This window comes from Corynebacterium sp. HMSC056E09 (assembly GCF_001813425.1).
Lineage (GTDB): Bacteria > Actinomycetota > Actinomycetes > Mycobacteriales > Mycobacteriaceae > Corynebacterium > Corynebacterium hesseae.
Genome location: NZ_KV812529.1, coordinates 13,226 through 32,590, shown reverse-complemented (window position 1 = coordinate 32,590; position 19,365 = coordinate 13,226). Strand labels below are relative to the sequence as shown.

Genomic DNA, 19,365 nt, shown 5'->3' with positions numbered 1-19,365 from the left:
AAGCTTGGTTGATGCACCTCATGGTGGAAAAAGGTGCCTCGAAGAATACGGTAAGTAATTACCGTCGAGACATTAACCGTTACGTTAATTGGCTTGCGGAATCTGGGATCACGGATTTGCGCCACGTAACCCGCTCGCACGTGGAGAACTACCTCGTTTACTTGCGTAAGAATCTTGCGCAGTCCTCTGCTAGTCGCGCTTTGGTTGTCGCTCGAGGGTTGCATAAGTTTGCCCTGGCCGAGGGGATGATTGAGGAAGACGTCGCGGCGGAGGTTTCCCCACCCAAGCGGGCGCAACCGCTGCCGGAGACTCTCAGCGTGGAGGATGTGGAGGCACTCCTCGATGCCATCCCTAGCGGAGATACTGCAACGCCCATTGATATCCGAGATCGCGCTCTATTGGAGATGCTGTATGGTACGGGCGCACGTATCTCCGAAATCATCGCGCTAAATGTGGACGATGTGACGGGTGAGGGGAGTGCTTCAGTTCGTGACATTGTGTTGTTGAGCGGCAAGGGCGATAAGCAACGGCTAGTTCCGCTGGGTTCACATGCGGTGACAGCGGTGGAGAACTACCTCGTGCGTGCCCGCCCTGTGCTGGCTACGGGAGCCTCTCACGCCCTGTTCCTCAATACTCGGGGCAAGTCTTTATCGCGGCAAAGCGCCTGGGCCGTGATCAAGACCGCAGCGCAGCGCGCCCACCTAAGTACTAAAATCTCTCCGCATACACTGCGTCACTCATTTGCCACCCATCTGCTCGAGGGCGGGGCTGATGTGCGTACCGTACAGGAGCTCTTGGGGCATTCTTCCGTGACGACGACACAGATTTATACCCACGTCACTGCGGATTCACTCCGCGAAGTGTGGCGCACTGCCCATCCACGCGCTTAAGAGCGCCTAGAATCGTCACGACTTCAACCTAATGAAAAGGATATTTATGGCTTCAACCACTTCTTTGTCCCAAACCTATCGAGCGGTTGCGCTAGCTTCCGTGCTCTCCGTAGGTTCCCTTTCCGGCGTCGCGTCGGACATCGTGAGCGCAACTGGGGTGCTGCCAGGGTTCGGTACGGCCGCCGCCTCTGCACAAGACGCCACCATTCCGGTGCCGGCTGGTCAGACGACGACCGTTTCGCTGCCAGTTCCTGTCGACGTCAACGTGGCCTCCGATGGTTGGAACGTCACTGCTTCTGGCGGCAGCGCTACGGTGACCGCACCACCCGCGGGAGGACAAATCAGTGTGCCGGTGACCTACCAAGGCGTGACCATGACCATCGTGCTCGTGGCCGACGCCGACGTTACTGCCGATGATCTCAACGACGCAGCTGAGAACGGGGATCCGGGCCAGCTCGGCGGTGAGCAGCAGGACCACGAGAACCCGGACAATCCCGGGGGCAACGGGGGACCGGCGGGGAGCGAGAACTCCGATGACAGCGCAGGTGGTGGTGAGCAGAACGGAGGACAGCATCCCGCCGATGGCTCGGCGTCCGCTGCGGATGGCTCTGCTCAAGGCCACGTGCCTCCTCCGCGAACAGGCCGCGGGTGGGAAGGAATTGATGATTCGAATACTTCCTATGTGAACCTGGAATCCACGATTGACGGCCAAACAATCACTGCCAAGCTTGGGCTCAAACAGGCTCTCGACCTGTACAACCGCTTCAAGCACCTTGAGGATGACGGAGTCACGCTGCGCTACCTCAACGCGGAAGGCGAGTTCGTAGAGGGGGTCAAACGGGAGATCGACAAAGGCTCGCGCACCATGACCCTGACCTACCCAGAGGGGGCGGAGCCGGACAATCCTTTCATCATGCAATTCGTGAACAAGGACACTCAGTCCGCTGAGCTGGTAGTGACGCTTACCGATCCAACCCGTGAGAGCGCGAGTGAGGTGCCTGCGGAGCAGCAGCTGGATTCTGATGCAGCTGACAAGGCCGGGGGAGAGGAACAAGGAGACTCGGGGCTTGGAGTTGGCGCACTTGCAGCAGGTATCGCGGGCCTCGGAGTTATCGCGCTCATCGTGTGGCTCGCGCTTAAGGGACGCCGGTCGAAGGGAGCACAGGAGGACGCCTAATCTAGGCCATGGACTTTATTCACCGGTTTTCCTTAGCTATAATCGCGGCGCAGGCACCCACGGGGTACCCTATAATCACAAGGATGTAAGAATGCGGCGCCGCGTGTTGCTGCAAAGCCGAAGCGGAAAGACCGCAAAGGGGCCGTACAGGTCAAGGAAGCAGGTGTGACTGTGAGCGACGAGGGACTGTTTGAGGCCTCGGAAGCACAGGTCGGGTTAACCGGCCGCCCACTGCGGGAGCTTCCGGAACCGGAGCCATTGGAAAAGCATGGTCCCGCCACGATTATTTCCATGTGTAACCAGAAGGGTGGCGTCGGAAAAACCACGTCCACCATTAACATGGGCGCGTGTTTGGCGGAGCTGGGGCGTAAAGTCCTCCTCGTTGACTTGGACCCGCAGGGTGCTCTTTCGGCCGGCCTAGGCCTGACCCACGACCAGATCCAGGACACCATTTATGACGTCATGCTTGATAGCGAAGTCTCAGTGCATTCCGCTATCGTGCACACCGGTGTGGCCGGGCTCGACCTCGTCCCCGCCAACATCGACCTCTCCGCCGCTGAGATCCAGATGGTCAATGAAGTTGGCCGCGAACATACCCTGGCTCGTGCCCTTCGCCCGGTACGCAAGGACTATGACTTCATCATCATTGACTGCCAGCCTTCACTGGGCTTGCTCACGGTCAATGCTTTGGCCTGCTCGCAGGGAGTTATCATCCCCATGGAGTGCGAGTTCTTTTCCCTGCGCGGCCTCGCGCTGTTGACCGATACCGTGGAGAAAGTAGCGGACCGCATTAACTTCGATCTCGAGGTCATGGGAATTCTGGTTACCATGTTTGATCGCCGCACCCGCCACGCCCGGGAGGTCATGGACCGCGTGGTGGAGTATTTCGGGGACAAGGTCTTTGACACGGTGATTACACGTACTGTTCGTTTCCCAGAGACGTCGGTAGCCGGCGAGCCCATTACTACCTGGGCTCCCAGCTCCCAGGCAGCCAAGCAGTACCGCGACCTGGCTAAAGAGGTCATCGAGCGAGCTAACGGCTAGTCGCTCATTATGACCCAACCGGAGATTACCGGCTTTCGCATCGCCCTGGGCAATTTTGAGGGCCCTTTCGACTTGCTGCTGCAGCTGATTCAGGCGAAGAAGCTGGACGTTACGGAGGTGGCGCTGTCTGAAGTTACCGATGAGTTCGTGGCCTATACGCGTGCTTTAGGGGCAACCGCGGATTTGGATGAAACCACGGAGTTCCTTCTTATCGCCGCAACACTTCTGGATTTGAAGGCCGCTCGATTATTGCCGCGTGGCGAAGTCGATGACTTTGAAGATCTTGAGCTCCTGGAGACTCGCGATCTCCTCTTTGCACGCCTTCTGCAGTACAAGGCTTATAAGCAGGTTGCCGACCAGTTCGCGCAATGGCAGCGCGCGGCCCAGCGGCGTTATCCGCGTGCGGTGGCGATGGAGGAGCGCTTTAGCAACCTTCTTCCGCCAGTCAAGATTGGGCATACTCCAGCCACGTTCGCCGAACTCGCAGCTGGTGTCTTCCGGCCCAAACCCCCGGAAGAGGTTGCCACAGGCCATATTCACCAGGTTGCTGTCTCCGTGCCGGAGCAAGCCGGAAAGATCCTCACGACGCTCAAGATGCTGGGCACAGGGCAATGGATGAGTTTCGAAGCCTTAACCAGGGACTGCACCATCTCTATGGAGGTCGTCGGACGTTTCCTGGCGTTGCTGGAGCTCTACAAGGCCAAAGCGGTTGATGCTTCCCAACCAGAGTCTTTGGGGCCACTTGAATTGTCCTGGACCGGGCTCGACGTGGACCCGGCCGTCGTCGCGGCGGCAAACTGGGATTAGGGTAGGCTACCGAGTCATGGACGATACGTCATCCTTGGCCCCCAGCGACCTCGTAGCCCCGAGCCGACAGGGAGCTTTGCCTCTTATTTCACAGTTGCGCTCACGCCTGGAGTCCATCCTCCTCGTTATTGATTCCCCAGCCAGCGTGGAGGAGCTGGCCCGTGTACTGGATGCGGAGGTCACCGTCGTCAGTGATACTCTGCGTGCACTAGAGCGCGAGCTGAGCGAGCGCGGCTCCGGCATCGATCTGCGTGAGACACCGGAGGGCTGGCGCTTTTATACGCGTAAAGAGAACGCAGATGCCGTCGAGCAGTTTGTTCTCGATGGCACCCAAACCAAGCTTTCCCGCGCGGCATTGGAGACCTTGGCAGTTATCGCATACCGCCAACCGGTCACCCGAGCCCAAGTCGCTGGCGTACGCGGCGTCAACGTCGACGGAGTAGTTCGTACGCTCATGTTGCGGGGGCTCATCCGGGAGATAGAGAGCCCAGAGCCCTCAGCTGGCAACGCACATCACTATGAGACTACTGAGCTTTTCCTAGAGCTACTCGGTATTGATTCCCTCGAGCGCCTCCCGGATCTCGCTCCGCTGCTGCCAGACATCGAGCAGATCGACGAGGACTACTCATAAAGGCGCTGTCTGCGGTAGGATTGCGGCCGGACATCGGCGCGTTTCCGCGCGCCGCAAATTGAAGAACTATTGAGAGGACACATTCCCGTGACTCCACCCGCTCGCCGCGATGGCACACCGGAAAAGAAAAAGCGTGACAGCGACATGATCGTGTCGAACGCTAAGCCGGCCCGCCATCAGCATGTAAAGAAGAAGGCCACCGCAGAATCTATCGCCCGAGACTTGGGCGCGGACTGGCTGGTAGACGGTAAAAATAAGAAGGGCTCCCAGAACCAAGGCGAGCGCCTGCAAAAGGTCTTGGCAAAGGCCGGCGTTGCTTCGCGCCGCCATGCAGAGATCCTCATCGATGAGGGCCGCGTTGAGGTCAACGGCCAGGTCATCATCAAGCAGGGCACTCGTGTTAACCCCAACACGGACGTGATTCGCGTCGATGGCACACGCATCAACGTCAACGAGGAGACCCAATACTTCGTGCTCAACAAACCGCGCGGTATGCAGTCCACGATGTCGGATGACATGGGCCGTCCTTGCGTGGGAGATGTCGTGGCTGATCGCGTGGTAGCAGGCCAGCGCTTGTTCCATGTCGGACGCCTCGATGCGGATACCGAGGGCCTTCTCTTATTGACTAACGACGGCGAACTTGCCAACCGTCTCATGCATCCCAAGTATGAGGTGACCAAAACATACCTCGCGACTGTCCTTGGTGAAGCAGATAAGAAGCTCGTTCGTCAGCTGCGCGAAGGCATCGAATTGGACGATGGTCTTGCGCAGGCGGACTATGTGCAGATTGTGGACAAGAACCAGGGCTATTCGCTGGTGCGCGTCGAGTTGCACGAAGGCCGGAAGCACATCGTGCGCCGCATGCTTAAAGAAGCCGGGTATCCGGTCCAGCGTCTCGTGCGCACCAAACTCCACACGGTGCAGTTGGGTGATATGAAGCCCGGCTCCTTGCGTGCACTGAACTCCAACGAACTGACCAGCCTGTACAAGGCGGTGGGGATGTAATGATTTCAAATATGCCCAATCAAGGCCTCATTCTGGCTGTTGACGGTCCCTCCGGAACCGGTAAGTCCACGACGTGCCGAGCACTGGCCAAGAAGCTTGACGCCAAGTACGTCGATACCGGTGCAATGTACCGCGTGGCAACGCTTGCTGTGCTGCGCGCGGGTGTGGACCCAGCGGATACTGAGGCGGTGATTTCCACGACTGCTGACCTGCCTCTCGAGGTGTCTGATGATCCAGATTCCACCATGGTCGTCTTTGATGGCGAGGATGTCTCCCGCGTCATCCGAGAAGATGAGGTCACCCGCAATGTCTCGGCAGTTTCCGCCATTCCGGAAGTACGCCAAAACCTCGTTGAACTGCAACGTAAGCTTGCCGCCCAGGCTCACCGCGCGATAGTTGAAGGGCGCGATATCGGCACGGTTGTTCTTGCCGATGCCCCCGCGAAGGCTTTCATGACGGCTAGCGCCGAGGTCCGAGCACAGCGCCGTCATGACCAAAACCTGGCTGCCGGCATTGATTCGGATTTTGACTCCGTGCTTGCCGCCGTCGAACGGCGCGACGCCGCCGACTCTTCCCGCGCTACATCGCCGCTGCGCCCGGCGGAGGACGCGGTACTCGTTGATACGTCCGAGATGACCCGAGATGAGGTCCTTGACGCTCTCATTGCCGTCGTCAAAGAATCGGCTGCACAGGAGGCCTGACATGACTAATGAACCGCAGAATCCGGATGTAGATCCGGCGCAGCAGCCGGAAGACTTTGAGACGGAATTTCACTATCCGGCCGGAAAACTTGAAGAAGAGGTCGTACGCGATCCGCACGGCGGCTGGGCTCCGAAGGATTTCGACTCTGAAGACTTTGACTATGAATTCGACGAGTCTGAATTCAGCGAGGCCGATTTTGGTGAGGATGAGACCGAATTCGACGATGAGGCTCCGCTGAGCGAGGAAGAATGGGAAGCCCTATCCCACGCCTTTGGTGTCGGTGAAGGCCATACGGAGGAAAACCTGTGCACGGTGGCCGTAGTGGGCCGCCCGAACGTGGGCAAGTCTTCTCTGGTGAATCGCTTCCTTGGGCGCCGTGAAGCTGTTGTAGAGGACCACCCGGGCGTCACCCGTGACCGCGTGTCTTATGTAGCGGAGTGGAATGGCCAGCGCTTCTTTGTTCAGGACACCGGAGGTTGGGACCCGAACGTCAAGGGAATCCATGCCGCCATCGCCCGCCAGGCAGAGCAGGCGATGGAAACTGCCGACGTCATCGTATTCGTGGTGGACACCAAGGTGGGCATCACTGAGACCGATGCGGTTATGGCTCGGAAATTGCAGCGCTCCGAGGTCCCAGTCATCCTGGTATCCAACAAGTTTGATTCGGAAACCATGTATGCAGACATGGCCGAGTTCTACGCGCTTGGTTTGGGCGATCCGTGGCCAGTATCCGCTCAGCATGGTCGGGGCGGTGCCGACGTCCTCGATGAGATTCTCCGTTTGTTCCCTGCAGAACCGCGTCATTCCTCGATTACCTCCGGTCCTCGCCGCGTGGCGTTGGTGGGCAAGCCGAACGTGGGCAAGTCCTCCTTGCTGAACAAGCTGACGGCGGAGGAGCGCTCCGTGGTAGACAATGCTGCAGGCACCACGGTCGACCCAGTTGATTCCCTGGTGCAGCTAGACCAACGTTTGTGGAAGTTCATTGATACCGCAGGTCTGCGCAAGAAGGTTAAAAACGCGCAGGGCCACGAGTACTACGCCTCCTTGCGCACGCGCGGCGTGATTGATGCGGCCGAGGTGTGCGTCATGCTTATCGACGCTTCCCAAGAAGTCTCGGAGCAAGACCAACGCGTCCTCAACATGATTCTCGAGGCCGGAAAAGCCTTGGTTATTGCCTTTAACAAGTGGGACCTTGTGGATGAGGATCGCCGCTACTACCTAGAGCGCGAAATTGATGAGAACCTGCGCCACCTGCCGTGGGTGACCCGTGTGAATATCTCTGCTGAGACCGGGCGCGCCCTGCAAAAGCTTGAGCCCGCCATGATCGAGGCCCTAGAAAGCTGGGATCAGCGCGTGTCCACCGGTCAGCTCAACAATTGGATGCGTGACGCGATTGCCGCGAATCCACCGCCGATGAATAATAACCGCCTGCCGCGAGTGCTCTTTGCCACTCAGGCGTCGACGCAACCACCGACCATCGTGCTGTTTACAACCGGCTTCTTGGACGCTGGCTATCGTCGCTACCTAGAGCGTAAATTCCGTGAGCGTTTCGGTTTCCACGGCTCGCCCGTGCGCATCGCGGTGCGCGTGCGCGAGCGCCGCCAACGCCGATAGCTCCGCTAGCGGGCTGAAGGCGGAACCACGAAGAGGCCTCAAATCCACCCGTTTGCTTCGGCCCGCCGAGCAGCCTCGAAGCGATTTCCAGCCCGCGTCTTCGCCATGATGGCGGAGACGTGGTTGCGCACGGTCCCGCCGCTGAGGTGAAGTTGCGAAGCGATATCAGCGGAGCCGAGTCCACGGACTAACAGGCGGCATACCTCGATTTCTCGTTCGCTCAGTGGGTTGTCGGGGGCGAAGAGAATGTCCTGAGCAAGCTGCGGATCGATAACGCGCAAACCCGAATGGACACGGCGGATGGCATCAGCGAGTTCATCGGGAGGGGTGTCTTTGACGAGAAAGCCATCTATACCTGCTTCGAGAGCGCGTTTGACGTAACCGGACCGTCCAAATGTGGTGACGATAAGGCTCCGGCAGTCGGTGCTGGCGATACTCTTGGCAGCATCGATGCCGTTCATACCAGGCATCTCAATGTCGAGTAAAGCCACGTCAACGCTGTGCTTAGCGACGAGCTCCGCGACCTCTGTCCCAGAGGCACAGCCTGCAACGACTTCAATGTCCGGCTCGGTATTAAGGAGCGCGGTCAGCGCGCCGCGAACTAGAGACTGGTCCTCGGCAATGAGCACCCGGATGGCGTTCGTCAAAACTGCTTAACCTCCTGCGTATCAGGTCCTTTGAGCGTCACGCGGACTGTGGTCAAACCGCCGGCGCGCTCGATTGTGACCTCACCGCCGGCGGCTTCTGCCCGGCGGCGAAGACCTGCGAGGCCCGTGAGACCGGAAGCAAGTGCACGCGTAGCGTCTTCTGTGAAGCCACAGCCGTTGTCCATAACCTTGAGGGAGTTCTCCGTGAGTAGTACCCAGCATTCGGTAGCCCCAGAATGTCGCACGACGTTGGTGCTAAGCTCCCGTAACGCCCAGGAGAACAGATCTTCATGAGACTGTGGGTGCGTGAGGGTATCCGGAAGGTGAGTTTGTATTCCGGCGGTTTCGAGGATTCGGCGCGCAGCGTGAATCTCGCCGGCAAAGGTGGGGTTCTTCATACGAGTAACAGTCGAGCGGACTTCGGCGAGTGACATCCTTGACAGGGCGCTGATCTCCTCGAGCTCGGCAGCTGCCTTGGCGGGGTCGTGTTCGATGAGCCGACGGGCTACTTCGGATTTGAGGTTGATAGCAGTAAGCGAGTGGCCGAGAAGGTCATGGATATCGGAGGCAATATCTTCGCGTTGATGCGCCAGATCCAAATCATGGCGAAGAGCTGTCTCAGTGTCCTCGCGCTGGGACAACGCTCCGAGGACCAAGATGAGCAGCGGCCAGCCGAAGAGGATGATCGCGAGGTCCATAAAGCGAGGATTCTCGTAGATCCATGCGGGGATACCAGCAAGTATGCCGGTGAGCATAATAACCGTCGCGGCAGTCCTGAACGGTTGTGTATATGCTACGAGCGCTCCGAGATATGGGACGAAGGCGACAGCCCAGGCACCATATCCCGGAATAGATGCTAGGGCGAGTAGCGCGAGGATAACCCACCGAAGGGTGACGCGTTGATCCAAGGTCCAGCCGCGCGGAAAGAAGTCGACAGAACCAAAGGAGAGAAAATAGGCCACACAGAAAAGCACAGTGATGGCCACAGCCCAGGTCCGCTGAGCAGGCGTATAAGTGGGAAGGAACAAGACCTGGAGAAGGACAAGCAGGAGAAAGATCAACCAAATAGCTGCGAAAGCGGCATTGCGAACCTTGAAGCTACTCATCATGCTCGGTTCTTGTCGCGCTTGTGAAGAATCAGGCACAACCCGACGAAAACCATTGTCCATACAGCGATATTAACCCATGCGTACCATAGCGGGTCTTCAATAAAGAGCTGCTCGCTATTGATCATTTGGGCGCCTTCAGACAAAGGCCCACGCGAAAGAGCCTGTGCGCCGTACATCGGAGTGAATCGTCCGACCACGAGTAGCGATTCTTTTAGCGGCATGAAAACATTTCCGGCGAAGGCGAGAATGACAATAGTGGATGTCGTGATAGAGACGGTGTTTTCTGAGGGAAAGAGCATGGCACAGGCCATGCCGTAGAAGCCGAAGGGGATAGCGCAGGCGACGGTAGCAAGAAATGCTAATGCCCACTGGGTCGGTTGCATGCTTGCTGCGGTGAGTGCACCGGTAATGAAGACAGCGGCGATCGGTAAGATCGCGCGGACCGCGATATTGAGGAAATTGGAAATCCCTAGCTGGGAAGAGCGCAGGGGAGTGAGCGCCAATTGCCGGCCCCATCCTGCACGGTTTTCTGCAACCATGGAGCCGGCGGCGCCAACAGCACCTGTAGCACCGGCATAGAGCGCCATGCCGATCATCACCAGGGCAGCAACATTTCCGCCGTTAAACTCGACTTGGCCGTATTCTTGCATGGCGCCGAAGAGAATATAGAAGATGATTGGAAGGCCAACGCTGAAAAAGAGCGTAGGCAGGTCGCGACGTAGCCGCTTTAAGTCGTGGGCAGCGTAGTTGAGGGTGGTGCGAAGAGTAGGGTGCGCAGCGGTGTGGGGGCTCATGTGAAATCTCCTTATCGCGTGGTGTTACTGGATGTAGCGTTGTAGAGCTCGAGGAAGGAATCCTCCAAGCTGTGTCCTGTGATAGTGATGTCGCGAGCAGTGGTTTCGTTAAGCAGGTAGCGTGCCACCGCATCAGAGTCTCGAGCAGTGATGACCAGCCCCGTGTCTGTTTGCTCTTGGTGGATAGCTCCGGGAAGTAGGTTGGCCGTCAGCACATGTGGTACCTCGCCGGGAAAGGTGGCCCGGACGATGCGGGTGGAGTTGGAGTTGCGGATCTCTTCTGTCGAGCCATCGGCTTGAATGTGGCCCTTGTTGAGCATGATGATGCGCTGGGCAAAGGTCTCGGCTTCTTCTAGGTAATGGGTGGTGAGCACGATGGTGCGGCCGGCATCTGCCTCTTCGCGCATAGTTTCCCAGAAGTGGTGTCGGGCACCGGCGTCCATCCCCGTAGTTGGCTCGTCGAGAAGCAGCACTTGCGGATCTCCTAAGAGAGCCAGTCCGAAGCGAAGGCGTTGTTGCTCACCACCGGAACATTTGCTCACGCGGCGCGACAGGATATCTCCTAGATTTGCGCGCTCGATGATGTCGTCAAACGCACGGTGAGATGGGAAGGCCGCGCCGAGGAGCTCGAGGGTTTCCTTGACGGTGATGTTAGGAAGAAGGCCGCCGGATTGCATGACGGCTCCTATGCGTCCGCTTTTAATAGCGGTCTGTGGGCTTTCTCCGAGCACCTGGATAGTGCCGGATGTCGGTGTTGTCAGGCCCAGGATGAGATCAATAAGCGTCGTTTTTCCGGCGCCGTTCGTTCCCAGCAGGCCAACGATTTCGCCCCGATGAATGGAAAGGGAGACGTCGTGAAGCGCTTGTACAGGATTGGGCGAGGCCGCATTAAAAACCTTGCTGACGCCATTGACGTCAATGACTGGTAGGAGAGTGCGTGTTGTGCTCATATCTTCACGCTATGGTGGGCAGATATGTGCAGCGTAGACGTGGTGTCACCAATTAGACGTGACAGTTGTCATGGTTGGGGCGGGCTGGCTACTCGCCAGCGCGGGCCAATAAGAACGCATCCGTCCGATAAGGAATGCGAAGGACTTGGCCGGGGCGAAAGCCCATGTGTTCGAAGAGGTACCAGTTGAGGTTATGTGTCATGCGTTCATGGATCTTTTGGCCATTGCGAAGCCAATATGAGCGAGTATGCATAAGAGCATGAAGGCCTTCGGGGCTCAGCTCGTGTTCCCACGTCAAGCGGAGCTCTTGGCGAAGCGTCCATGGTTCACAAAAAGCGGGATAGAACCCGGGACGGTGGACATCTCCGGAATGCATGATGCGGGAAAGACGCAGGACCCACGGGTCCGCATTGACGTCCAGAGTGTTCCACACCAAGAGGACTTTTCCGTTGGGGCGGAGAACCCGGTCAAATTCTGCACAGGCTCGTTGGACGTCAACCCAATGCCAGGTCTGCGCGCAGGTGAGGGCGTCGAGGGAGGCGTCGGCAAGCGCAGTGTTCTCGGCAGTTGCACGCCAGCACGGCACCCCGAGGCGGTTTAGGACTCGGGTCATGTCAGGGGATGGATCGCTGGCGTAGACAACGGGGTTGCTTAGTGATTCAGTGAGCTTTCCGGTGCCTGCGCCAACATCGAGGACAGTCCGCGCGGAGGCAATGAGCCGTGATACCTCCTGCGGGTAACCAGGACGCACGTCATGATAGGCGTCGGCGCCGTGACTGAATGATTGGGCAGAACGAAGACGCTGCTGAACTGTGTTGAAGCTCGGTGCCTCTTTCCCCGAAGCCGGGCGATAGCTGGGGTAATGCTCGGGAACCGGGAAAGGGGATGAGGCGCTGGGGGAATCAGTTGATTCGGAAGGAGTTGGGCTCATGATGCTCCTAAATCTACCGCGGTGCTGCAGGTTCGTGGATGTCGGTGGGATGTTTTAAGGTGGACGAGGATATTTTCCCGAGGGCGAGCGTGGCGAGGCAAATGATGAGTGAAGATTCTGCAGCATGGCTGCGGTGTTCGCGCACGCTGGCTGGGATCATCTCAACCGCAGCTTGCGTCATGGCGCTGGTCTCGTGCAGCTCGCCTGAAGAAGACACGACTACTTCTCCATCAACAGCAGAGTGGAGAAGTGACCTCGGTTTTCCCGTCGCCCCTATGCTCGTTGGCCCCGACCCCGGGCACACGAAAAAAATGAAGTTGGCCTCCGGACGTAGTTTTCTCCTCCACGTGCCCGAAAACTACACTGCAGATCGATCCTGGCCGGTCCTGTTGTCCTTCCACGGTTATACAGATTCTCCGGAAAACATGGAGCAATACAGCCAGTTTGATGCGGCTGACGCCATAGTCGCCTACCCTGCAGGGGAAAATGCGGCGTGGGCTCCGGCACCTTATGCTGCTACCAGCGCGGAAGAAGACCTAGAATTCGTGCGAGCAATCGTGGACAGCCTGCGCGCGACTTATGAGGTAGACGATAACGCTATCTTCGCTGCGGGCCTGTCCAATGGAGGAGGATTCGCGGCATTCTTAGCCTGCCGTATGCCGGGGACGTTTCGTTCGGTAGCTACTGTATCGGCGGCTTATTACGAAGGCATCCATACGGATTGCTCAGACAAGCCTGTTGGCCGTTTGGATATTCACGGTACAAAAGACCCCGTTGTCAACTATGAGGGCGGCGTGCGGCACGAGACTGCTTATGCTTCGGTCGCAGAAGTGCTCGGGCAGCATCAGCGTCGTAACAAGTGTCGTGGCGACGTTGAGTCCGTACGTCTCACAAACGGTGCCACCAGAGAGACATGGACTGCCTGCCAAGCACCGCTGCAGCACATTCGCATCGAAGGCGGATCCCACGTGTGGCCTGGTGGAAACAACGCTACGAAAACTGAGGTGGGTAAAGGTTTTGCCACCGACGCGGTACTAGACTTCTTCGGTATCCCCGGCCGGCCTGCAGACACCGAGGAACACGGAGTGGCCTAGGATTGATTCCTTCGTGGACTACTCGCTCAGCGTGTAGTGATTAAAGGGGATGCCGAGGGAGCGAACCCGCGCTAAGCAGATATCTGCCACCGTTTTATAACCAGCTTGGTGCGCGGCACTGGTGGTTTCCGTGGGGGCCGGAATCTGTACGAGGTGAAAGGAGCGTTGGCCGCCATCCTCGCGATTGAGCTCGACGACGGCCTGCGCGGTGGTGCCAGAGCCAGCAAAAAAGTCGAGGACTACCGCGTTGGGGCCGCCGGCGATTGCGATGAGGTGCTTGATAAGCCGCACTGGTTTGGGAAAATCGAATACGCCTTTAACACCGAGTGCCTCTTCAGCGTCACGACGGCCTGTACGGGTTACACCGAATCGTTCCCCGTCCAGTATGGAGCGTGGGCGCGCACCCTTCTTTTCATAGTTTTTGGTATAGACAAAGCCGCGTCTGAAAACCAGGTCGTCATAGTGCTTATCAACTTTGTCCCGCCCCCAACGCCAGCGCGCGACCTTCGACTTCCCGTCGGGTTGATGAGGCCAGTATTTATCACCATTCGGACCGACGATGGGAAAGTCGAGGCTTGGTAGATAACCCAAGGTCTTGGAATCTAGGCGAACGAGGGAATAGTTACCCTTCTCATCGCGATGGTTGTAGCGGGTCGATGTCTGCGCCCCTAGATCAACATTGAACCCGGAGTTTTCCGGAGATTTAGCGTAGCAAAGGACATATTCGTGCTCTTGGACGGCATATCTTGAATCATTCTTTCCAGTACCGCCTTTTTTCCAAATGAGCTGGCTTGCAAAGCAATCCTCGCCGAAAACCTCGTTGAGGAGTAGGCGTACATGGGCACATTCTGATTCGCCGATCGAAACCACGATGAATCCTGTGTCTGCGAGTACTTCACGCGCAAGGATCAGTCGCGGAAGCATCATAGAAAGCCATTCGGCATGCCATTGACCAAAGTGCTCTGAGCGCATTTCTCGCCGTTGGCGGAAGTTGTCGCGATAAACAAAATCCTTGCCGGTGTTATACGGCGGGTCGATATAGATGACGTCGGCCTTCATACCGCGGGCAACAAAGCTCTTGAGCGCGGATAGATTATCGGCGACGGTGACTGAATTGGTGGTGGAATCCGAGCCGCTTATCAACGTTTGCCTCCCCGCAGCTTGAGAGGCAGCAAGCGCAGCGGCAGCATTCTTTCCGGGCCACACTAAGCCAAAGGCTGAGTCATCGTTTGTGGGTATTTCTAGCCCATGAGAGGGCGTCGAAGAATCAGGTTGTGTAGCGGGTCGGGGAGTTGGCTCAGAATGAGGGGAAGGCATTGTGGGCAGGTTTGTACTTTGGCGATTGATCTACGGACGAGGGTATGTGCGTTAATTATTGCGCAAAGAACTGAGCGCGGAGCGCAGCCAAAGAAGTGTGTCCTAGAGTGCACAGCAATGCTAACGAAAGCGCGCCTGCTTTTACCAAGTTGTTGAACGAAAAGGGGTAGGTGGAGGGGGTAAACGGATGCGCCGACCCTGAGAATTCTTAGAGTGCTGCTTTGGGTGGGAACGGTACGTCTCATAACTAGGGTGATTAATAACTCGTGTGGCGAAGACTCTGGTGCGTCGGTACGGTGGAGTCTCGTGATGGCTCGCAACGTGAATGCCGCGGTCGATAGTGCACTTGTTCGTAGTGTGCGGAGCCGATCGATGGGGTTCACGCCTACTGATCGGTTGTAGCCGCAGGCGTATTGACACGTTGGTAGCTAGCACGGTTAGAAACAGTAAAAGCAACGAAAGGATTGTAGGAATGGGTATTTTTGACAAGGCAAAGGACGCGCTGAACTCCGATAAGGGCGAGCAGGTTTCGGACAGCGCACTGGACAAGGGCGCTGATCTTGCTAAGGGTAAGCTCGGCGAAGATAAGGCCGATAAGATTGACTCTGCTCGCGACCAGCTCGATGATCGTATCGGTAACGAGGGCGCTTAAGTCCTAAAAATTGAGGGCGGAGGCAGTGTGCCTGGTACCCTGACGTCGCAGGAGTAAGAACCCACTGCCTCTGAAATGCCACGCTAGGCTCGCTCTATAAGTCCTGTCCACGATGTGGGCAGGACTGTATAAGTTTTGTAGCAATGTATATGTTGGTTTCGGCTGGGACATAATATGGGCGAGTTGATAGAGAAAAGGAATCTGAGAGAAACCTTTAAATCCTCCTATGTTGTGTTTATGAATATAAAATCGGTCATTTCCTAGGTAGGCTGAACACTGTGAATACTTCAGTAGGTGTGGAACAAAGTAGCCAGCCCTTTAAGCAGCTTCTGATTGAGCAAGCTGGCCGGGTCATTGCTAAGGCGGGCATCGATGAAGTGCGCCTTCGGGAGGTTGCTGACCAGGTTGATGTGCCTCTTGCGGAAGCTCAGGCACTTTTTGCTTCCGAAGCGGAACTCGTCGAGGCAACTAAGCACTCTCTCAATGATGCACTGACGTCAACTATTGATGTGCACCTACAAGGATTGCCCGAAAATGCGACCGCGGTAGATAAGCTTCGTGCTACCGCGCTGTCCTACTTTTCTTTTGCGGTCGAGGACCCATCCTCTTTTGCGGCTTTTACTGCTGTCTACGCTTCTCCCCGCACGGGATTGACGGCTGAGGACTTTGCTAGCCGTGATGGAGAGGCTGACACCTGCCCCATTATGCGTATTCTTTTTGACCTGACTAAAGACGCTATTAAAGAATCCGGCGGCACGGAGCTCGATGCCTATGGGACGCTGCTCTCCGCTCTGTCGATATTCTCCCACCTACACGGCGTTACACAGCTTGCAGCCGAAGGGATTCTGCGCTACCTCTCGCCAGCGGCGAAAAAGCAAACCTTTAGTGCTGTCATGGATACGCTGAGCGTTGGTCTTTATCCCTTTTTTAGGGGCGAGCGTATCAAGCGCGCCGAACCTTGCGGCCTGGCAGGGGAGCAGCCTGAAACACTCCTAATCAGTGCAGAAAACTTTCCGCGGGGGACTGAAGAAGAGCAGCGGAGAGCTCTGCTCCGAGGTGCCGTTGAGGAGGCTCTAGACCACGGCGTGACTGGCTTGCATATCGGTGGCGCCGCAAAACGAGCAGGACTTAGCGTCCAAGAGGCTGAACACCTTATTGAAAGCGACCAAGAGCTGGCGAGTTTCTTGGAGCGCTATTTGGACAAAATCAACTATGAGTTCATTTACCGTCAGGTAGCCGCGTTGCCGCAGGACGCTAGCGCAGTGTCGAAGATTAAAGCTACGGGCTATGGATATGTCTCGCATGCTTTGCATGACCCGCAAGGATTTGAGGCGCTCATTAAGATCGCATCCGGCCCGATCGTGCCCATGTCGTTTGAGGATGACTTCCTGCCAAACGCGAATAAAGCGGTCGAGCTTCAACGTGATTTCAGCGAGTTCGGCCGAGCCTTTGGGTTCATTATGTCTCTCGTACGCGAGGCTATCGATGAGGTGGACGGGCCGCGCACTCCATGGGTTCTTTTTACATTAGTGATTTCAGTGTGGGCTGGCGCCCACGGTCTTGCCATGCTGAGCACCAACGGGCCATTGCGTGGGTATAATTCCGATTTTATTTTTGGAATTCTGACTCAGTATATGGATATCGAACTCGGCGGCATCATGCGAAGCCTCAATGGCATGGCAGGCTAGTTCAGTGAAATGAGCGTGCGGGATGCTCAACTGAGAGTGATTCGCATCATATTCCTCCCCACTTTCTTAGAGTGAAAGTGGGGATTCTTTTGTCAATATCTGAGGGTGGCTGCACCTTGTCGGGGTGGTGTGGACGTGGGCTTTGGCTGGGCGCATTCATTGCGTGAAGGGGGTAGAAATCGGTCTGGAGCGACTAATGTTTATGGCGTGAACTGCAAAGATGTCGATGGCCGGTGTCTCTGAATGGGGGTAGCAAGTAGTTGCTCAAGTGTAGAAAATATACTCTGCAGGTTGTATGGTGGCCACGTCCGAACTTTAATCGCAAGCCTTATAAGGCTAAGCGGGTTTTCACTTCAGTTTAAGAAAGACTAACTATGCGCCCTACTCGCTCTCGCATTGTCGCCACTGTAGCGGCAGTGGCTACCTTTTCTTCCGTTATCGTTGCTCCTCAGGCAATTGCGGTAGAGGAACCGGCAGAATCTTCCTTCGTTCACGAGGAGAATGGCACTGGCACTCTTGATGTCAACGGCACTGCCTTCGACGAAGACGGCAACCTGGTTGATGAAGACAACGCTGGTGATAACGCGATTGAAGAGCTTGACCGCGACTCTCGCAACAACGACATCAGCTTTTATGACGCGGAAAACAGCAAACCGACGACGCTTGATGAGCTGAAGAGCACTGAAGCATCGACGGCTGACGCTTCGATCAAGGTCGTCGAGAAGGACGGCAAGCTGGTCTGTGAGATTTCTGATGCTCCTGGTAAGGAAGGCGAGATTCTTGAGCGCAAGCTCGACCTAGCTCGTGCATTCTATGATGGCGGCAACAAGCTGCTGCAGACCGTATGGGAAGTTATTCCTGTTGTCGGCGATCTCGTCCCGTCGGACTTCATCAAGAAGATTGGCGCAAGCTCGTGGGAGCGGATCGCTGAAATGGTCCGTGAAGGCGAGAAAGACAAGGATGTCACGTGGGACCTCGCACGTGCGCAGGGCATGGCTATCGCAAAGATCGAGAACTCCGATGCTGATGTCGATTTGAAGAACCCGGATGCGGCGAAGAAGACCGTCTCTGGGCTCATCAAGTTTGCTGATGGTGCTTTCGGTACTGGAGTGGCTACCGTATTGAAGGTTTTTAATGCCGCCGTTACGATTGCTGGCCTTTTCCCGGGCGCTAGTGCCGCTAAGGACTTGAAGCTGAGCGATACTCAGCGCAAGGAAATTGAGTCCACCCTGTCTGGTATCTCGACCGCGGCTTCTGCGTTGGCCGAGGTTAACGCACCGGCTGGACAGAAGTGTGCGGACATGCTCAATGGCAAGCAGGTCAGCGACGAAGCGCCGGATTCCACCTCGACAACCGAGTCCTCTGAGCCTTCTGAGTCCGCCGAGCCTTCTGATTCCGAGAAGCCCTCCGAGTCCACTGAGCCTTCCGAGTCGAGTGAACCCTCCGCATCAGATGAGGCTTCTGAGTCCGCAGAGTCGACTGCGCCTGAATCTACTGAGTCCGAGGCGGCCGAACCTGAGGATCCGACGGAGGAATCCGAGCCTGCTTCCACTACCTCGGCCCCTGTAGATTCCGATGATGAGGATAATAACGGTGAAGACGGGGAGCCTGGCCGTGATGGCAAGGACGGTGCCGACGGCAAGGATGGCCGCGATGGACGCGACGGTGAGGACGGCCGCGATGGGCGTGATGGCAAGGACGGCGCCGACGGCAAGGATGGCCGTGACGGTCGCGACGGCCGCGATGGGCTTGACGGCAAGGATGGCATCAACGGCCGCGATGGCGTCGACGGCAAAGATGGTAAAGATGGTGAAGACGCTGATATGTCCTCCGCTGTTGGTTACTCATTCCTTGGAGCGATTCTCGGTGGCGGTCTAATCGTTTCCATCTTCGGCGCTATTGATTACCTCTACCTGCTGGGCTACCTGCCCAAGGAAGGCATTCCGTGGCGCGCTAACCGCTAAGACCAACTCGTAGTTCCAGCCTGAGCAGAGAAATCTCAGGCAGAGCAATACAGAACAGCCCCATTGCATCCGCAGTGGGGCTGTTTGCATGAGCGATTGAGGGGTAGGCAAGCGCAGCATTGGGCCAAAGCTTGCTGTTTATAGCAGCGTGAGTGCGTATTTCAGAGCTGCCTGTGATGGCGTTTGCCCTTGTGTTGGGCTGGCACAACGAACACAGCGGTGTTGACCAGATGGTTTATCGCAATAAGAGCAGCATTCCTGTGGCGGTTCTAGGCGATGAGTAGGTCGTAAACACCGGACTATAGAGTGGGAAGCGTGACTGCAACAGTCCTTTAAGCACTAATTTCTT

20 protein-coding genes are annotated in these 19,365 nt (G+C 56.9%); 13 read left to right on the top strand and 7 right to left on the bottom strand.

The genetic code is table 11. The features are described from left to right. Positions 1–11: 11 nt before the first annotated feature. The 8 genes from xerD to der all read left to right on the top strand — a co-directional run bounded on the left by xerD (position 12) and on the right by der (position 7,870). On the top strand, positions 12–890 hold the full coding sequence (gene xerD, locus HMPREF2912_RS12335; RefSeq protein WP_070524847.1) for a site-specific tyrosine recombinase XerD: 879 nt from the start codon (positions 12–14) through the stop codon (positions 888–890). Between the two features lie 46 nt (positions 891–936). Further along, a complete protein-coding gene (locus HMPREF2912_RS12330; protein ID WP_070524795.1) occupies positions 937–2,067 on the top strand; it encodes a hypothetical protein in 1,131 nt (376 codons plus the stop codon). Positions 2,068–2,232: 165 nt separating this feature from the next. Beyond that, entirely contained in the window at positions 2,233–3,111 is an 879-nt protein-coding gene (locus HMPREF2912_RS12930) for a ParA family protein (protein ID WP_180952111.1), read from the top strand. Between the two features lie 9 nt (positions 3,112–3,120). Continuing rightward, positions 3,121–3,918: a segregation and condensation protein A gene (locus HMPREF2912_RS12925; RefSeq protein WP_070532543.1), complete on the top strand. Its 798-nt coding sequence runs from the start codon at positions 3,121–3,123 to the stop codon at positions 3,916–3,918. A gap of 16 nt (positions 3,919–3,934) precedes the next feature. After that, entirely contained in the window at positions 3,935–4,549 is a 615-nt protein-coding gene (gene scpB / locus HMPREF2912_RS12315) for an SMC-Scp complex subunit ScpB (protein ID WP_070524800.1), read from the top strand. An 87-nt stretch (positions 4,550–4,636) separates the two neighbouring features. Further along, on the top strand, positions 4,637–5,554 hold the full coding sequence (locus HMPREF2912_RS12310) for a pseudouridine synthase (protein WP_070524802.1): 918 nt from the start codon (positions 4,637–4,639) through the stop codon (positions 5,552–5,554). Beyond that, on the top strand, positions 5,554–6,255 hold the full coding sequence (gene cmk / locus HMPREF2912_RS12305; protein WP_070524805.1) for a (d)CMP kinase: 702 nt from the start codon (positions 5,554–5,556) through the stop codon (positions 6,253–6,255). Before HMPREF2912_RS12310 ends, cmk begins: the two co-directional genes overlap by 1 nt. 1 nt (position 6,256) lies before the next feature. Then, positions 6,257–7,870 carry a ribosome biogenesis GTPase Der gene (gene der, locus HMPREF2912_RS12300; RefSeq protein ID WP_070596372.1) on the top strand — a complete coding sequence of 538 codons (1,614 nt, stop codon included), beginning with the start codon at positions 6,257–6,259 and terminating at the stop codon, positions 7,868–7,870. Positions 7,871–7,908: 38 nt separating this feature from the next. On the opposite strand, the gene HMPREF2912_RS12295 is transcribed toward der, so the two are convergent. From HMPREF2912_RS12295 to HMPREF2912_RS13295, 6 genes are all read right to left on the bottom strand, one after another. Further along, positions 7,909–8,517: a response regulator transcription factor gene (locus tag HMPREF2912_RS12295; protein ID WP_070684360.1), complete on the bottom strand. Its 609-nt coding sequence runs from the start codon at positions 8,515–8,517 to the stop codon at positions 7,909–7,911. Beyond that, positions 8,514–9,626, bottom strand: coding sequence for a sensor histidine kinase (locus HMPREF2912_RS12290; RefSeq protein ID WP_070524812.1), 1,113 nt, complete (start codon positions 9,624–9,626; stop codon positions 8,514–8,516). Before HMPREF2912_RS12290 ends, HMPREF2912_RS12295 begins: the two co-directional genes overlap by 4 nt. Continuing rightward, positions 9,623–10,420 carry an ABC-2 transporter permease gene (locus tag HMPREF2912_RS12285; protein ID WP_070596378.1) on the bottom strand — a complete coding sequence of 266 codons (798 nt, stop codon included), beginning with the start codon at positions 10,418–10,420 and terminating at the stop codon, positions 9,623–9,625. The genes HMPREF2912_RS12290 and HMPREF2912_RS12285 overlap by 4 nt, the downstream gene beginning before the upstream one ends. 11 nt (positions 10,421–10,431) lie before the next feature. Further along, positions 10,432–11,370: an ABC transporter ATP-binding protein gene (locus HMPREF2912_RS12280; RefSeq protein WP_070524816.1), complete on the bottom strand. Its 939-nt coding sequence runs from the start codon at positions 11,368–11,370 to the stop codon at positions 10,432–10,434. An 88-nt stretch (positions 11,371–11,458) separates the two neighbouring features. After that, positions 11,459–12,301, bottom strand: coding sequence for a class I SAM-dependent methyltransferase (locus tag HMPREF2912_RS12785; protein WP_070708408.1), 843 nt, complete (start codon positions 12,299–12,301; stop codon positions 11,459–11,461). Positions 12,302–12,314: 13 nt separating this feature from the next. Further along, positions 12,315–12,518 carry a hypothetical protein gene (locus HMPREF2912_RS13295; protein WP_154737134.1) on the bottom strand — a complete coding sequence of 68 codons (204 nt, stop codon included), beginning with the start codon at positions 12,516–12,518 and terminating at the stop codon, positions 12,315–12,317. A 94-nt stretch (positions 12,519–12,612) separates the two neighbouring features. On the opposite strand from HMPREF2912_RS13295, the gene HMPREF2912_RS12270 reads away from it, so the two are divergent. Next, the gene (locus HMPREF2912_RS12270) at positions 12,613–13,395 is read left to right on the top strand and encodes a CE1 family esterase (RefSeq protein ID WP_227486307.1); all 783 of its coding nucleotides are present in this window, start codon (positions 12,613–12,615) and stop codon (positions 13,393–13,395) included. 18 nt (positions 13,396–13,413) lie between these two features. On the opposite strand, the gene HMPREF2912_RS12265 is transcribed toward HMPREF2912_RS12270, so the two are convergent. Next, positions 13,414–14,712, bottom strand: a complete 1,299-nt coding sequence (locus tag HMPREF2912_RS12265) for a site-specific DNA-methyltransferase (protein WP_083304458.1) — start codon at positions 14,710–14,712, stop codon at positions 13,414–13,416. Between the two features lie 472 nt (positions 14,713–15,184). Here HMPREF2912_RS12265 and HMPREF2912_RS12260 point away from each other — a divergent pair, with 472 nt between their 5' ends. The 4 genes from HMPREF2912_RS12260 (at position 15,185) to HMPREF2912_RS13340 (ending at position 19,300) form a co-directional block, all read left to right on the top strand. Further along, positions 15,185–15,364, top strand: a complete 180-nt coding sequence (locus HMPREF2912_RS12260) for an antitoxin (protein ID WP_070524820.1) — start codon at positions 15,185–15,187, stop codon at positions 15,362–15,364. A 278-nt stretch (positions 15,365–15,642) separates the two neighbouring features. Further along, complete coding sequence (locus tag HMPREF2912_RS12255) at positions 15,643–17,052, top strand: TetR/AcrR family transcriptional regulator (protein WP_070524822.1); 1,410 nt, start codon at positions 15,643–15,645, stop codon at positions 17,050–17,052. 416 nt (positions 17,053–17,468) lie between these two features. Continuing rightward, a complete protein-coding gene (locus tag HMPREF2912_RS12250; protein WP_246816555.1) occupies positions 17,469–19,016 on the top strand; it encodes a hypothetical protein in 1,548 nt (515 codons plus the stop codon). A gap of 152 nt (positions 19,017–19,168) precedes the next feature. After that, positions 19,169–19,300, top strand: a complete 132-nt coding sequence (locus HMPREF2912_RS13340; protein WP_256374294.1) for a hypothetical protein — start codon at positions 19,169–19,171, stop codon at positions 19,298–19,300. Positions 19,301–19,365 lie beyond the last annotated feature (65 nt).

Bases quoted from the DNA above. Each gene is read 5' to 3' on its own strand.
- xerD (WP_070524847.1), top strand. From the start codon at position 12: ATGCACCTCATGGTGGAAAAAGGTGCCTCGAAGAATACGGTAAGTAAT.
- HMPREF2912_RS12330 (WP_070524795.1), top strand. From the start codon at position 937: ATGGCTTCAACCACTTCTTTGTCCCAAACCTATCGAGCGGTTGCGCTA.
- HMPREF2912_RS12925 (WP_070532543.1), top strand. From the start codon at position 3,121: ATGACCCAACCGGAGATTACCGGCTTTCGCATCGCCCTGGGCAATTTT.
- scpB (WP_070524800.1), top strand. From the start codon at position 3,935: ATGGACGATACGTCATCCTTGGCCCCCAGCGACCTCGTAGCCCCGAGC.
- cmk (WP_070524805.1), top strand. From the start codon at position 5,554: ATGATTTCAAATATGCCCAATCAAGGCCTCATTCTGGCTGTTGACGGT.
- der (WP_070596372.1), top strand. From the start codon at position 6,257: ATGACTAATGAACCGCAGAATCCGGATGTAGATCCGGCGCAGCAGCCG.
- HMPREF2912_RS12290 (WP_070524812.1), bottom strand. From the start codon at position 9,626: ATGATGAGTAGCTTCAAGGTTCGCAATGCCGCTTTCGCAGCTATTTGG.
- HMPREF2912_RS12285 (WP_070596378.1), bottom strand. From the start codon at position 10,420: ATGAGCCCCCACACCGCTGCGCACCCTACTCTTCGCACCACCCTCAAC.
- HMPREF2912_RS12280 (WP_070524816.1), bottom strand. From the start codon at position 11,370: ATGAGCACAACACGCACTCTCCTACCAGTCATTGACGTCAATGGCGTC.
- HMPREF2912_RS12785 (WP_070708408.1), bottom strand. From the start codon at position 12,301: ATGAGCCCAACTCCTTCCGAATCAACTGATTCCCCCAGCGCCTCATCC.
- HMPREF2912_RS12270 (WP_227486307.1), top strand. From the start codon at position 12,613: ATGAAGTTGGCCTCCGGACGTAGTTTTCTCCTCCACGTGCCCGAAAAC.
- HMPREF2912_RS12265 (WP_083304458.1), bottom strand. From the start codon at position 14,712: ATGCCTTCCCCTCATTCTGAGCCAACTCCCCGACCCGCTACACAACCT.
- HMPREF2912_RS12260 (WP_070524820.1), top strand. From the start codon at position 15,185: ATGGGTATTTTTGACAAGGCAAAGGACGCGCTGAACTCCGATAAGGGC.